The sequence below is a fragment of the Pseudoneobacillus rhizolycopersici genome (assembly GCF_054786815.1).
Genome location: NZ_JBTOOE010000001.1, coordinates 188,594 through 203,064 on the forward strand (window position 1 = coordinate 188,594; position 14,471 = coordinate 203,064).

The 14,471-nt window shown below is 41.8% G+C and carries 16 protein-coding genes; 14 read left to right on the plus strand and 2 right to left on the minus strand.

Features of this window, described 5'->3' with window-relative positions:
- The first annotated feature begins 53 nt into the window (after nucleotides 1-53).
- Nucleotides 54-1,001 (plus strand): Gfo/Idh/MocA family protein, encoded by a 948-nt coding sequence (locus ACX9YW_RS01030; RefSeq protein WP_460340461.1) that lies wholly within the window; start codon nucleotides 54-56, stop codon nucleotides 999-1,001.
- A gap of 59 nt (nucleotides 1,002-1,060) precedes the next feature.
- Here the strand turns inward: ACX9YW_RS01030 and ACX9YW_RS01035 are convergent, their stop codons facing one another.
- Nucleotides 1,061-2,434 carry a dipeptidase gene (locus ACX9YW_RS01035; RefSeq protein ID WP_460340464.1) on the minus strand — a complete coding sequence of 458 codons (1,374 nt, stop codon included), beginning with the start codon at nucleotides 2,432-2,434 and terminating at the stop codon, nucleotides 1,061-1,063.
- Between the two features lie 244 nt (nucleotides 2,435-2,678).
- On the opposite strand from ACX9YW_RS01035, the gene paaA reads away from it, so the two are divergent.
- The 12 genes from paaA (at nucleotide 2,679) to paaX (ending at nucleotide 12,682) form a co-directional block, all read left to right on the plus strand.
- Nucleotides 2,679-3,638, plus strand: coding sequence for a 1,2-phenylacetyl-CoA epoxidase subunit PaaA (gene paaA / locus ACX9YW_RS01040; protein ID WP_460340465.1), 960 nt, complete (start codon nucleotides 2,679-2,681; stop codon nucleotides 3,636-3,638).
- A gap of 20 nt (nucleotides 3,639-3,658) precedes the next feature.
- Nucleotides 3,659-4,018 carry a 1,2-phenylacetyl-CoA epoxidase subunit PaaB gene (gene paaB, locus ACX9YW_RS01045; protein ID WP_460340468.1) on the plus strand — a complete coding sequence of 120 codons (360 nt, stop codon included), beginning with the start codon at nucleotides 3,659-3,661 and terminating at the stop codon, nucleotides 4,016-4,018.
- Entirely contained in the window at nucleotides 4,002-4,790 is a 789-nt protein-coding gene (paaC, locus tag ACX9YW_RS01050; RefSeq protein WP_460340471.1) for a 1,2-phenylacetyl-CoA epoxidase subunit PaaC, read from the plus strand. Before paaB ends, paaC begins: the two co-directional genes overlap by 17 nt.
- A 19-nt stretch (nucleotides 4,791-4,809) precedes the next feature.
- Nucleotides 4,810-5,298: a 1,2-phenylacetyl-CoA epoxidase subunit PaaD gene (paaD, locus tag ACX9YW_RS01055; RefSeq protein ID WP_460340474.1), complete on the plus strand. Its 489-nt coding sequence runs from the start codon at nucleotides 4,810-4,812 to the stop codon at nucleotides 5,296-5,298.
- A gap of 65 nt (nucleotides 5,299-5,363) precedes the next feature.
- Nucleotides 5,364-5,672 (plus strand): EthD family reductase, encoded by a 309-nt coding sequence (locus ACX9YW_RS01060; protein ID WP_460340478.1) that lies wholly within the window; start codon nucleotides 5,364-5,366, stop codon nucleotides 5,670-5,672.
- Nucleotides 5,665-6,444, plus strand: a complete 780-nt coding sequence (locus tag ACX9YW_RS01065) for an enoyl-CoA hydratase-related protein (RefSeq protein WP_460340481.1) — start codon at nucleotides 5,665-5,667, stop codon at nucleotides 6,442-6,444. The genes ACX9YW_RS01060 and ACX9YW_RS01065 overlap by 8 nt, the downstream gene beginning before the upstream one ends.
- A gap of 15 nt (nucleotides 6,445-6,459) precedes the next feature.
- Nucleotides 6,460-7,233 (plus strand): enoyl-CoA hydratase-related protein, encoded by a 774-nt coding sequence (locus ACX9YW_RS01070; RefSeq protein WP_460340484.1) that lies wholly within the window; start codon nucleotides 6,460-6,462, stop codon nucleotides 7,231-7,233.
- Between the two features lie 4 nt (nucleotides 7,234-7,237).
- On the plus strand, nucleotides 7,238-8,755 hold the full coding sequence (locus tag ACX9YW_RS01075) for an aldehyde dehydrogenase family protein (protein WP_460340487.1): 1,518 nt from the start codon (nucleotides 7,238-7,240) through the stop codon (nucleotides 8,753-8,755).
- Nucleotides 8,756-8,818: 63 nt separating this feature from the next.
- Complete coding sequence (locus tag ACX9YW_RS01080; RefSeq protein ID WP_460340490.1) at nucleotides 8,819-9,673, plus strand: 3-hydroxyacyl-CoA dehydrogenase; 855 nt, start codon at nucleotides 8,819-8,821, stop codon at nucleotides 9,671-9,673.
- A gap of 16 nt (nucleotides 9,674-9,689) precedes the next feature.
- Complete coding sequence (gene pcaF / locus ACX9YW_RS01085; protein WP_460340493.1) at nucleotides 9,690-10,904, plus strand: 3-oxoadipyl-CoA thiolase; 1,215 nt, start codon at nucleotides 9,690-9,692, stop codon at nucleotides 10,902-10,904.
- Nucleotides 10,904-11,680: an enoyl-CoA hydratase-related protein gene (locus ACX9YW_RS01090; RefSeq protein WP_460341242.1), complete on the plus strand. Its 777-nt coding sequence runs from the start codon at nucleotides 10,904-10,906 to the stop codon at nucleotides 11,678-11,680. Before pcaF ends, ACX9YW_RS01090 begins: the two co-directional genes overlap by 1 nt.
- 123 nt (nucleotides 11,681-11,803) lie before the next feature.
- Nucleotides 11,804-12,682 (plus strand): phenylacetic acid degradation operon negative regulatory protein PaaX, encoded by an 879-nt coding sequence (gene paaX, locus ACX9YW_RS01095; protein ID WP_460340496.1) that lies wholly within the window; start codon nucleotides 11,804-11,806, stop codon nucleotides 12,680-12,682.
- Nucleotides 12,683-12,723: 41 nt separating this feature from the next.
- On the opposite strand, the gene ACX9YW_RS01100 is transcribed toward paaX, so the two are convergent.
- A complete protein-coding gene (locus ACX9YW_RS01100) occupies nucleotides 12,724-13,245 on the minus strand; it encodes a gamma carbonic anhydrase family protein (RefSeq protein ID WP_460340499.1) in 522 nt (173 codons plus the stop codon).
- 99 nt (nucleotides 13,246-13,344) lie between these two features.
- Here ACX9YW_RS01100 and ACX9YW_RS01105 point away from each other — a divergent pair, with 99 nt between their 5' ends.
- Nucleotides 13,345-14,292: an NAD(P)H-dependent flavin oxidoreductase gene (locus tag ACX9YW_RS01105; protein ID WP_460340501.1), complete on the plus strand. Its 948-nt coding sequence runs from the start codon at nucleotides 13,345-13,347 to the stop codon at nucleotides 14,290-14,292.
- The last annotated feature ends 179 nt before the right edge of the window (nucleotides 14,293-14,471 follow it).

Genomic DNA, 14,471 nt, shown 5'->3' on the forward strand with positions numbered 1-14,471 from the left:
GGTGTTATTATATTGTTGTTATGAAAAAATTCTGATATTGGGGTGGCTTTTTAATGACCGTTAGAGTTGGGGTTATTGGACTTGGAGCAATAGGGGAGAGAGTGATACATAAATTTATTAATCATCCGGAGACGGATGTAGTTGCTGTTTGTGACGTAAATGATGCTAGACTATCCAGCATCAAAGAAAGATTCAACAGCATTAGTACGTATAAGGACCATACTGAAATGCTCCAAAACGAAGATATTTCTTTAGTTTACTTGGCAGTTCCGCCTAAATTTCATCACAAGATTGCTTTAGACGTTATTGCGAGTAATAAACATATTCTTTGTGAAAAACCGTTGGCAAATTCCTTACAGGAAGCTCTGGAAATGGCTGAAGCTGTCAATAACACGAATCTAGTAAATGCGATTAACTTTCCTATGATGTATTCCAATGTCTATCAAAAATTTAAAGAACTCGTTACAAGTGGCAAAATCGGAGAGGTAAATCGCGTAGAAGTGCAGATGCATTTTACAACCTGGCCCCGGGCTTGGCAACAAAATGAATGGATTGCCAGCCGTGAGCAGGGAGGATTTATTCGTGAGGTGGGACCTCATTATATCCAAATGATTCAGGATGTTTTTGGCGAACTTCAAAACATTCGTTCGTTTGTAGATTACCCAGAAGATCCAACACGTTGTGAAATAGGGTTTATTGCTAGAATGGAACTGGCTAACAATACCTCGGTACTATTCAACGGACTAAGTGGAATTGGTCAAAAGGAACATATTTCCTTTAAAGTCTATGGAGACAAAGGAACCGTCGACTTGATGAATTGGAGTGTCTTATCTATCTCTGAAGGAGATTCATCACCTGAAATTTTCCCGCTACAACGGGAAGAAGAAATTGATTTAGTAGGTGAACTTGTAAAAGCCATTAAGGGAGAAGAGGGCAAACTCGTTTCTTTCCATGAAGGTTATAAAGTCCAACAAGTTTTAGAAAACTTACTTGGAAATTAGTTAAATAGAAACAGGCTGACTCGTGTCAATTGGAACACATTGAGTCAGCCTGTTGAATTTTATAAAGATTTCTCCAACTCATACCAATAATGACATAGCGTTTCCATACCTTTGTCAAAATTCTCTAAATGGAAATGCTCATTTGGGGCATGAAAGTTTTCATCAGGTAAACCAAAGCCCATTAACACAACAGGAGCCCCCAAAATTTGATCAAAAGTCGCGACAATTGGAATCGATCCACCACCACGGGTAAAAGAGGTTGGTACTTGATAAACCTTTTCATACGCCCGACCCGCTGCTTGTATCGCAGGGTGATCAAATGGCGTCACAAATGGTGCCCCTTTATCAAACAAAGATACATTCACCGTAACTCCGTGTGGAGTGTGCTTTTTAATATGATTTTGGAGTAATTCGACAATCACATCCGGATCTTGATTTGGTACAAGGCGGCAAGTAATTTTAGCATGTGCCTCAGAAGGAAGAACCGTTTTAATTCCTTCACCTTGGAAACCACCATAAATCCCGTTCACCTCAAGAGTGGGTCGAACCCAAGTTCGTTCTAATGTGGAGTAGCCTTCCTCCCCAAACATTTCAGGTACTCCCAATTGCTCGATGAAAGATTCATCTTTGATACCAAGTGCCTCATAGGCTTCTTTTTCAGCAGCTGTCAATTCAGCTACTTGGTCGTAAAAGCCGTCAACGGTAATCTGACCATTTTTATTATGGAAGGATTGTACAATTTCTACTAATGCATGGATGGGGTTTTGAATGGCTCCACCGTAGAGCCCGGAATGAAGGTCGCCTTTTGGCCCCTTTATATCGATTTGAACGCCACATAAACCTCTTAATCCATAGCAAAGAGTTGGTTTTCCTTTTTCCAGCATACTAGAATCTGAAATGACAATGACATCTGATTTCAGCAAATCTTTATTTTCTTCAACAAACAGTGGTAGGTTCGGACTGCCCACTTCTTCCTCACCTTCAATTAGGAACTTTACATTGATTGGAAGGCTGCCCGTCGTTTCAAGAATGGCTTGCAGCGCCTTCAAATGCATGAATCCTTGACCTTTGTCATCACTAGCACCACGTGCATAAAGCTTTTCGTCGCGAATCTCCGCCTCAAAAGGGGGACTGTCCCACAAATGAAGAGGGTCGACAGGTTGGACATCATAGTGCGCATAAATGAGCACGGTCGGTTTGCCCTCAGCTTTAAGCCATTCCCCGTACACCACAGGGTGGCCCTTTGTTTGGTAAATCTCCACTTTCTCCATGCCAATCACTTCTAAAGCATTGGCAACCCATTTGGCGGCAGCTTGAACATCTTCTTTATGTTCTGGCAAAGAACTTATACTAGGAATTGCCAAAAACTCCTTTAACTCCGCTAAATGCTTCTCTCGATTCTCCGAAAGATAGGTAAAAACTCCATTCTCCACAAAAAGCCCTCCTAAAAAAATCTCATCTAATACTATTTCAACATCCAAACAAAATATTCCTCCCCACACTTTAAAGCGATAAAGTGGTGGAAATTTTCTGAAAAGTGTATTGACTTTTCACTATATACACGTTACATTTGTGTTAAAACGTATAACACATATTAGTTATCACGAAAAATAAACGTTATATAAATTAAACTTCTAAAATATGTTGTTTTAAGAAGATTTATGGAGGTGGAGAGGTTTGAGTGAAGTATTATCACAACAGTTAACCGAAGAGGAAAAGTATCAACGGTTTATCAAACGGATCCAGAAGGGTGAGAAAATTGAAGCCGATGACTGGATGCCTGAAGATTACCGAAAAACCCTTATTAAGCTGATTTCGATGCACGGGATTAGTGAAATTATGGGTGCGCTTCCAGAAAAAGAATGGGTCCCGAAGGCACCCTCTTTAAGACGAAAACTGGGGATTATGGCCAAAGTTCAAGATGAAATGGGGCACGGGCAATTACTTCTTCGTGTGGCCGAAGATTTAATGAAACCATATGGAAAAACCCGTGAAAATATTATGGAAGATTTATTTTCAGGAGATTTAAAGTTTCATAATGTTTTCCATATGCCTGCGCCAACTTGGGGAGATGCTGGTTTAATCGGTTGGCTTGTAGACGGGGCTGCGATTATTTCGCAAACGAATATGCTAGATGCCTCATACGGTCCATACGCCAGAGCATTAAAACGAATTTGCGCGGAAGAGGTTTTCCATGCCCAACATGGTGAATCGATTATTATGGCACTTGCAGAAGGTACACCTGATCAAAAAGCGCTCATCCAAGATTCGCTCAATCGTTGGTGGGATGCGTTATTAATGTTCTTTGGCCCGAGTGATGCTGCCACAACTGGTACGTCCAAACAGGACACAACCATTAAATATGGAATCCGCACGAAAACGAACGAGGAGCTTCGCCAGGATTTCTTCTCAAAATATGTTCCAAGAATTCTTTCCCTTGGATTAAAACTACCAGACGAGTCGATGCACTTTGATCAAAATCAACAAAAATGGGTCTACAATCAACCGGACTGGAGTCAATTCAAGGAAATTATTAAAAATAACGGACCAAAATCAAAAGACCGCCTACGTCTTCGAAAAATTTCCTATGAAACAAATCAATGGGTACGTGAAGCTTTAAGTCAAGATATCTCGTAAAAAAAGAAAGGAGATTGCCAATGGGTAGTGTAGGTTTCTATCAAGAATTTGAGGTATTCAGTAAACGTTCAGATACCGCTCCAATGCAGTATCAATTTTCATTACTAGCTCCAAATGAAGAAATGGCCATTGTAATGGCTCAGGAAAATTTTATGCGCCGTGAGCCAGTTGCCGATATTTGGGTCGTAAAAAGATCCAACATTCGTAAAATGACCAGCGAAGAGAGAGAATCATTATTCCGCATCGATAATAAAGATTACCGTAACACAAAAGGCTATGGTTACTTAAAAAAGAAATGGCGCCAATATGAACAAGGCATGCTAGATGAAAAAGAAATTCTATCGTGGGGAGGGAAAAGAACCAATGACAAAAACGAATAACGAAGCCCTACATGAACTACTATTTCAACTGGCTGATGACGACTTTATCCTTGCCTACCGTGGTTCGGAATGGCTTGGCCTCGCACCACATATCGAGGAAGACGTCGCTTTTTCATCCATTAGCCAAGACACGATGGGGCACGCAGCCATCTTCTATCAGCTTTTGGAAGATCTACAAGTTGGTAATGCAAATGATCTGGCCCATAATCGAGCAGCGGAAGAAAGACGAAATGCCATTTTACTAGAGAAAGTGAATGGTCCTGGCCATTATTTAGTGGAACCGCGCTATGACTGGGCATTTGCTGTGGTTCGAAATTATTTCTACATTATGGCTAAGAAAGTCAAAATGGACTCGATTAAACAAGGCAGCTATCAGCCATTAGTCGAAGCAGCAACTAAAGTTAATTTTGAAATCTATTATCATATCCTTCATTGGAAAACTTGGTTCACTCAACTCCTCAAAGCAGGAGGGGAAGCTAGAACGCGAATGGAGGCTGCGATTCAAACAGTTTCCCTAGACATGGATGGGGTTATCCATCTTGGAGATAGAGAAAAGGCTATGGTCGAATCCGGTCTAATCAGCAGTTCGGCCGAACTTAAAAACCAATGGACGCTCCTAATAAAACCAATCCTCGAAGATGTCCAAGTCACCCTGCCGACCTTTGGCATGAAAAACGGGAATGGTCGCAACGGCGAACATACAAAAGATTTAGAAGATGCCCTTACAACATTAACAGAAGTCTACCAGTCTGATCCAACCGCAGCCTGGTAAAGAAAGATGGGATGAAAAGATGAGCCAACAGCTTGAGCAAACAATAATGGAAGCGCTTCATACCGTAATGGATCCGGAGATTTCAACGGTTTCAATTATTGAACTCGGGATGCTTGAAAAGTTCACCTATGAATCTTCCAATCTTACAGTCTATCTTTTACCGACTTTTCTTGGCTGCCCGGCACTGGAAATTATTAAGAACAATGTAAAAAATGCTCTATCAAACATCGAGGGGCTTAAAAACGTTGAGGTTCAATTTTTACTAAGCCCACCTTGGACATCAGACCGGATCACTGAACTCGGGCGACAACAATTGCTCGAATTTGGGATTGCCCCACCGCCAACCTACATGAGTGATACGGGAGAATGGAAGGTAGACTGTCCATATTGCGGCTCGACCTATACCACACTTGAAAACCTATTTGGACCGACTGCATGTAGAAGCATTCTTTATTGCAAGTCTTGTAAAAATCCATTTGAAGCCATGAAGCCAATGGCCAATCTGTAATAAATAATGGTTTCACACATATAAATTAATGCTATTAAAATATGAACCAGAGGAGATGCAAACCTATGATTAAAATGATCGCACTTTACAAACACCCAGAAAACAAGGAAGAATTCGACAAATATTACCATGAAGTTCATGCACCACTTACAGCGAAAATCCCTGGCTTACGTAAAATGGACGTGACAAAAATCATTGGGAGTCCAATGGGTGGTGAAGGCAAGTATTATTTAATGTGCGAAATGTACTATGACGATATGGAGTCATTCAAGGCTGCAATGAAAACACCTGAAGCGAAGGCATCAGGAAAAGATGCCATGTCTTTTGCAGGTGATATTATCACCATGATGATTGGTGAGGAAGTCAATGAGTAATCCGTATCAATATATTTTAACGAACATTGAAGGGCCATTAGCGTTCATAAAGCTCAATCGCCCGAAAGTGTTAAATGCCTTAAATCGGCAAATGGTCACTGAAATTCTTCATGCATTAGAGAATTTTGACCATAATCCTGCTATACGAGTCATTCTATTATGCGGCAACGGTCGTGCCTTTGCAGCAGGTGCCGATATCGATGAAATGGCAAACGTCAGTTCTACTGACTTAGAGTTACTAAACCAATTTACCGACTGGGACCGAATTGCTTGGATTAAGAAGCCAATCATCGGTGTTGTTCATGGATTCGCCTTGGGGGGAGCGTTCGAGCTTGCCCTATGCTGTGACCTATTATGGGCTGCAGACGATGCTGAATTCGGTTTCCCTGAAGTCAATCTTGGGATAATGCCAGGTGCTGGGGGAACTCAACGTTTAACAAAGCTTGTTGGTAAAACAAAAGCAATGGAATGGCTGTTCACAGGTGCAAGAATCCCAGCTAAGGAAGCAGCACAATTCGGCATCGTCAACAAACTAGTTGCCAAAGAAGTCTTAATGGAAGAAGCAATTAAGTACGCTCAAACACTAGCCATGCAACCGCCAATCTCCCTTCGCTATATAAAGGAAGCGGTCCTTAAGGCGGTCGACCATTCCTTGTACGAAGGAATGCAATTTGAACGCAAAAACTTCTCACTTTTATTCTCAACAGAAGATCAAAAAGAGGGAATGCGTGCGTTTATTGAAAAAAGAAAACCGGATTTCAGAGGGAAGTAAGGGGTGCCCACTTATATGTATGAAACTGTACAGTATGAAAAGCGAAACGGAGTCGCTTGGCTGACGTTGAATCGCCCTGACAAATTAAATGCATTTACAAAACAGTTAAACAAAGAGATGGAAAAAGCCATTAAAGAAGCGTCCAAAGACACTGGAGTCCGTGCCCTAGTTATCACAGGCTCAGGCCGCGCCTTCTGTTCCGGTCAGGATTTAGCTGATGTCGATGATCAAATGGACCATGGTGATATACTAAGAAATCATTATAATCCAATGATGAAGGCACTCTCAAAGGTAGAAAAACCAGTGATTGCTGCGGTAAACGGGGTAGCAGCTGGTGCTGGATTCAGTCTCGCCTTAGCCTGCGACTTCCGGATTGCCAGTGAAAAGGCAAGCTTTCTCCAGGCGTTTATCCATGTTGGCCTAGTTCCGGACTCGGGAAATCTTTACTTCTTACCACGACTAATCGGCCACGCAAAAGCGCTCGAACTTGCTGTATTAGGCGAAAAAATAACAGCCGAGCAGGCCAACGCATTGGGTCTGGTCACAAAAGTTGTTCCAACAGAAAGTTTCCTAGAAGAAGTCGGTCAATTTGCTGAACGTTTAGCAAACATGCCAACAAAGGCTATCGGCCTGATTAAAAAGAATCTGGTAGCAAGCTGGAACGTTACCTACGATGAATTCTTAGAATTAGATGCCCAAGGACAGCGAATTGCCGGCCTCACCGCTGATCATATGGAAGGCGTGCAAGCCTTTTTAGAAAAAAGAAAACCACAATTCAAAGGAGTGTAATCCATTGTCATCAGTTAAAGAACAAAAATTCGAACAATTAGAAATGAAACGTGATCTCTATTGGATGATCATAAACGGGGAGCGTGTAGAAAGCTCCAACCAAGAAACGTACATAACGTACGCTCCCGCTACCGGAGAGCCGATTGCGGCGGTATCCAAAGCCACAAAAGAAGATGTTGAGCGAGCAGTTCAAGCGGCAAGAGCGTCGTTCGATCAAGGAAAATGGCGATTATCACCTGTCAATAAACGCTCGAGAACATTAAATAAAATTGCCTCGATTATGCGATCCCGCTTTAACGAATTAGTAGAATTAGAGATTTTAGATACAGGTAAATCTCTAGGTGCGGCGCAAGGACAAGTCATGCAAGCCATTGAAGACTTTGAATTTTATGCAGGGGCGATTGTCAGCCATCGCGGTGCTAACAATAGTATGCCTGGCCAATTTCAAAACATCACAGAAAAAGAACCAGTAGGTGTTTGTGCGCAAATAATCCCATGGAACTATCCATTAATGATGGCAGCATGGAAAATTGCCCCAGCCATCGCCGTTGGCTGTTCGGTTGTCGTCAAACCAGCCACTCTAACACCATTAACTGCTATTGTGCTTGGAGAAATCTGTATTGAAGCAGGCGTTCCAGCAGGGGTAGTTAATATAGTCCCTGGTGCAGGTTCCGAAATCGGCAACTATCTAGTGGAGCATCCACAAGTTGACAAAGTCGCATTCACTGGATCAACACCAATTGGTAAAAACATTATGGCCAAAGCGTCCCATACATTAAAACGAGTGACATTAGAGCTAGGTGGAAAATCACCTAATATCATTTTTGCAGATGCAGACGTTGATGCAGCAGTGGACGGGTCTTTATTCGGAATCTTCTATAACACTGGTCAATCTTGTGAGGCACGCTCTCGTTTATATGTTCAAGAAGAGATTTACGAAGAGTTTATCGAGAAGTTTTTAGATAAAACGAAGAAACTCCAATTGGGCAATCCGTTCGCAAAAGAAACGCATGTTGGTGCAATCATTAGCCGCGAGCAACTACAAGTAATCGATGGCTATGTCCAATCAGCTGTTGAAGAAGGTGCGACTATCTTAACTGGTGGAAAAGAAGCGAAAGTGGAAGGTTTCGAAGAGGGCTTTTGGTATGAACCAACGATCATCACAAACGTTCATGATGATATGAAGGTAGTGAAGGAAGAAATCTTCGGACCAGTCGTTGTGGTCTTGCCTTTCAAGGATGAAAAAGAAGTCATAAAGCGTGCGAACGATAGCGATTATGGATTAGGATCAGCGATTTGGACGAAGGATTATGCTCGAGCTACCCGTGTTTCGAAACAAATTCAAGCTGGTATCGTGATGGTAAACTGTCCGTTTTCGGCATTCCCTGGTACACCATTCGGAGGTTATAAACAATCAGGTTTCGGCCGTGAGCTTTGTATTGAAACCCTTGATTTATATTGTGAAACGAAAAGTGTAATCTCCTATTTTGGAGCACGTCCTCTAAACCCATTCGGAATCTAATCTAGCCTTGAGAGCACTCTGTATTTGAAGGAGTGCTTCTCTACTTTATAGGGGGAACAGAAAATGCAAAACATCGTTGTCATTGGCTCGGGAGTTATGGGCCGCGGGATTGCCTATGTTAGTGCAGTAGGCGGCTTTCATACGACATTGGTCGATATAAATGAAACTCAGCTACAAAGTGCTGAAAAAGAAATCGGACTCATTTTTCAAAAAGCGATTGAACGTAACAAAATTGCCATAGAACAAGCATCAGAAGCGAAAGCTAACCTATCTTTTTCCAATCATCTTATACCGGCAGTAAAAGAAGCAAATCTAATCATCGAAGCTGTACCCGAGGTAGCCGAAATCAAAAAGTCCATCTTTGAAGTCATTGACCAACATGCACCAGTAAATTGTGTGTTCGCTTCTAATACCTCAACGATGAGCCCAACCGAATTAGGCTCCTATACGAAACGTCCAGAAAAGGTTATGGCGATGCATTTCTTTAATCCGGTGCAAAAGATGCGACTCGTTGAAATGGTTCGCGGCCTTGAAACAAGTGATGAAACCGTAGAAAAGGTAAAGGGAATTGCAGAACAAATGGGCAAGGAAACGGTTACCATTAATGAATTCCCTGGCTTTGTAACAAGTCGGATGAGTGCCCTTGTCGGAAACGAGGCCTTTTACATGCTCCAAGAGGGATTAGGAACACCAGAAGAAATCGACAAAGCCATAAAACTAGGACTCAATTATCCGATGGGACCATTTGAATTAGGGGATTTAGTTGGTCTTGACACACGGCTTAATAATCTACGATATCTCCACGAAAAGTTAGGGGAAAAGTATCGCCCTGCACCATTACTGGAGCAATACGTTAAGGCAGGACGCCTAGGAAGGAAGACCGGCAGGGGAGTCTATGATTATCGTAAAGATGAATAGAAGGAAGGTTTAACCGATGAGAGAAGTAGTGATTGTGGATGCGGTTCGGACACCAATCGGCCGCTACAAGGGTGCGTTAAAAACGATCCGACCTGATGATTTAGGGGCTATTGTCATAAAAGCTTTGGTAGAAAGAAATCAGGAAATCAACCCTGAGGAAATTGAAGAGGTTATTTTCGGTAATGCCAACCAGGCTGGAGAAGATAACCGAAATGTGGCACGCATGTCTGCACTATTAGCAGGTCTACCCATCCATGTTGCAGCGACAACAATCAATCGACTCTGCGGTTCAGGGTTGGACGCTGTCAACTATGCGGCCAGGGCGATTTTAGCGGGGGAGGGTGATATCTTTATCGCAGGTGGGACTGAAAGCATGACGAGGGCTCCATTTGTTATGGCTAAGCCGCAAGACGATTTTCCACGCGGAAATATGGAGATGTTTGATACAACAATTGGTTGGCGCTTTACCAATCCGTTGTTAAAAGAAATGTACGGTGTCGACACCATGCCGGAAACAGCTGAAAATGTTGCCCGTAGGTACGAAATCACTCGAGAGGATCAAGATCTATTTGCTTACGAAAGCCAGCAGCGGGCAGCTAGCGCGATGGAAAGTGAGTTGTTTGCTGAAGAAATCATCCCAGTTGAATACAAGGACCGTAAAGGGAATGTGATTACCGTCGATAAAGACGAGCATCCACGCCCAGATACTACTCTTGAAAAGCTTGCAAAATTAAAGCCATTGTTCCCAAATGGTACGGTAACTGCCGGGAATGCCTCTGGAGTGAATGATGGAGCAGCAGCGCTACTTCTGATGAGCGCTGAAAAAGCCAAACAATTAAATCTCAAACCATTGGCAAAATATGTTGTATCAGCAGTAGCCGGTGTTGAACCTTCTATAATGGGAATTGGCCCAATCGAATCTACTAAGAAGGCATTAGAGCGTGCTAAGCTAACAATCGATGAAATTAACTTAATCGAATTAAATGAGGCTTTTGCTTCGCAATCTTTGGCTTGTATTCGCGAACTGGGTTTGGATAAAGATAAGGTGAATGTAAACGGTGGCGCGATTGCTTTTGGGCACCCACTTGGAGCGAGCGGGGCTAGAATTTTAACCGCCTTAATTTATGAAATGAAACGCTCAAATGCCAGATTAGGATTAGCAACCATGTGTGTTGGCGTTGGTCAAGGGATCTCAACGATTGTAGAAAACTGCTCGTTGGAGGAATCATGATGATCAATATAACTCTAGAGTTAAAAAATCATATTGCATATGTCACGCTGAATCGGCCAGAAGTGCTAAATTGCTTTAATTATGAGACGCTTGTCGAGCTTGGCGAAATCGTTGATGGATTATATTCCAATCCAGATGTTAGAGTAGTTATTTTTACCGGAGCAGGAGATAAAGCGTTTAGTGCTGGTGCTGATTTAAAAGAACGAAAAACGCTAAATGAAGATGAGGTAAGACGCAATGTGCGGAAAATTCGTGATGTGTTTCATTCTATAGCTAACTTGCCTCAACCGACAATTGCGGCCATCAACGGTGCAGCTTTTGGAGGAGGGTTCGAGCTTTTACTAGCTTGCGATTTCCGCATTGCTGTAGAACAAGCGTTGATGGGATTGACCGAAGTTAGCTGGGGAATCATACCAGGAGCTGGTGGAACGCAGCGCCTTACAAGATTAATCGGGGAAATGAAAGCGAAGGAGCTCATCCTTACAGCTAGAAAAATTTCAGCCTACGAGGCCTTGCATTGTGGTATTTTAACGAAAGTGGTTTCAAAAAATAGCCTCCAAACCTCATGTGAAAAACTAGCCGGTGAGATTCTAGCCAATGCTCCAATCGCAGTTCGTCAGGCGAAGCTTGCGATACAGTTGGGTGCAGAGGTAGATATTGTATCAGGTTTAGAAATCGAAGCAAAAGCGTATGAAGTGACCATTCCCTCCAAGGATCGGTTAGAAGCGTTGGCTGCCTTCAGCGAAAAGCGAAAACCAGTATTTACGGGGAAATAAACAGCCACAGATTCATTCTGTGGTTGTATTATTATTTTCAAAAAATATTAACAAATCACTCGACTTTTTAGTAGAATAGTTTTAGTCTTAATTTAGCCTTTTAGAGAAAGAGGATGGACTACGATGAATACACGTTCGATGATTTTTACGTTATATGGGGATTATATTTCTCATTATGGAAATAAAATATGGATTGGCAGTTTAATTCGCTTTTTGGCAGAGTTTGGCCATAACGAACAGTCGGTACGCGCGGCGATTTCGCGAATGAATAAACAAGGTTGGGTGCAGGCAGAGAAAATTGGTAACAAAAGCTATTATTCGTTAACAGAACGTGGTGTGAAACGGATTGAAGAGGCTGCAGGACGGATTTTTAAATTAAAGCCTGAAAAATGGGACGGTAAGTGGAGGATATTTATGTACACGATCCCTGAAGAAATTCGGACTGTTCGCGATGAACTAAGGAAAGAACTTGTTTGGAGCGGGTTTGGTACGATGTCTAACAGCTGCTGGGTATCTGCCAACCAATTAGAAAAACAGGTTCTGGATCTAATCGAAAAGTATGAAATTGCTCCATATGTTGACTTTTTTGTTGCGGAAAATAAAGGCCCCCACGAAGATAAGAGCATCGTGAAACGAAGTTGGAATTTAGAAGAAATTAATCAAAAGTATCAGGAATTTATTGGTGAATACTCCCAAAAATATGTGATTGACCGTAACAAAATTCAAAAAGGGCAAATGACGGATGCAGAATGTTTTGTGGAGCGCTCCAAGCTTGTCCATGAATATCGCAAGTTTTTATTCGTCGACCCCGGTTTACCAGAAGAGCTTTTACCGGAAAAATGGCTTGGCGGCCACGCGGCGGCACTTTTTGGAGAATACTACAAAGAGCTTGCAGAACCGGCGTTACGTTTTTTTGAAAGCGTCTTTCAAGAAGGGAATCAACTTGATCAAAAAAATGAAGATTACGATGTGCTTGACCATCCATATATTATTGAAAACTAAAAAACCGTATCCCTTCCAATGAACAGGGATACGGTTCTTTCTTATTTTTCTTCTTTTAAAAATTGTTGATATTCTTTTCCTTTTTGGACATACGTCTCAATCGAAAGCTGGATTAGTTCTAGATCACGTTCATTGATTTCGCGAAAGACCTTACCAGGTGATCCAACAACTAAAGAGCGTGGGGGAATTTTTTTCCCTGAAGGAATGAGGGTATTTGCCCCAATAATACATTCCTCACCAATCTCCGCACCGTCTAAAATCGTCGAACCCATACCAATGATACATCTGTTTTCAATCTTACAGCCATGTAAGATGGCATTATGGCCAACGGTCACCTCATCACCGATGTGCAATGGGAATCCTTCATATAAATGGCAGGTAACATTATCTTGAATACTTGTTCGTTCTCCAATAATAATGGCTCCCTCGTCGCCGCGTAGGACCGCGTTAAACCATACGGTGGATTCTTTTCCGATAGTGACATCTCCAATGATACAAGAGCCCGGAGCCATAAAACCTGACTCATCAACATTTGGTCTTTTATCCAAATAAGAATATTTCATTCTCCAAACACCCCTTGTTATTTATTACCTATTTATCACCTTGAACTTTACTGACAATTGAAAATAGTATAACATTAAAAATACGAAGGAGGAATTTTAGTGCATCAATTATTAAAGTTATTAAACATCCAATATCCGATTATCCAAGGTGGAATGGGGAACATTAGCAATGCTCTATTAACTGCTGCCGTATCGGAGGCAGGCGGACTTGGTACAATCGGTGTCGGCACGATGACACCTGAAGAAGTAGAAAAAATCATTCAAGAAACCAAAAACTTAACAACTAGACCCTTCGCCTTGAACATTCCTATCTCCGTCACACCTTATTTAAAAGAAATGCTTTCATTACTAATAAACTATCAAATTCCAGTTGTATCGCTTTCAGCAGGAAATCCAGCACCATATATTGAAAATTTACATAACCACGGAATTAAGGTAATTGCTGTTGTTGCTTCCGTTAAGCATGCTTTAAAAGCTGAGGCAGCCGGAGTCGATGTGATTGTAGCTGAAGGCTATGAAGCTGCGGGGATTAACTCACCTTATGAAACGACTACTATCACCTTGATTCCGCAAATTGTTGATGCCGTTAAAATTCCAGTTGTGGCAGCCGGAGGTATAGCTGATGGCAGAGGTCTAGCTGCTGCGCTTAGTCTAGGGGCAAGTGGGGTCCAGATGGGCACTCGATTTATTGCAACAAAAGAGGCACCATTTCATGAAAACTATAAAAATAAAATACTAGCTGCAGACGATACTAGTACAGTCATCGTTGGTCGTACAGTCGGGAAAATTCGCCGGCTCATTCAAACTCCCTATACTGAAAAACTACTAGAAAATGAGCGTACAGGATGGACGAGCGAAGAATATTTAACACTTACCTCTGAGGATTTCCATAGAAGAGGTGCATTGGATGGTGATGAACAAGAAGGATTTATGAATGCTGGTCAAATAGCCGGCCTAGTAGCTACTACACCAACGGTAAAAGAGCTATTAGAAGGAATGGTTCAAGAGGCAAAAACAACGTTGCAAAAATCACTAGAATGTTTTTAATTGCCAAGCATATTCATATTAAGAATCAATATTATTCTAAAATGGAAATATAACTTTTTAACAATATTAAATTTTTAGAATATTATTGACTGGAATGTTGTTCCAATGATAGTATAACGATATATTCACGGTATTAATAGTGAATATCATATTATGTAATTTTGGAAGCGATTCCACGG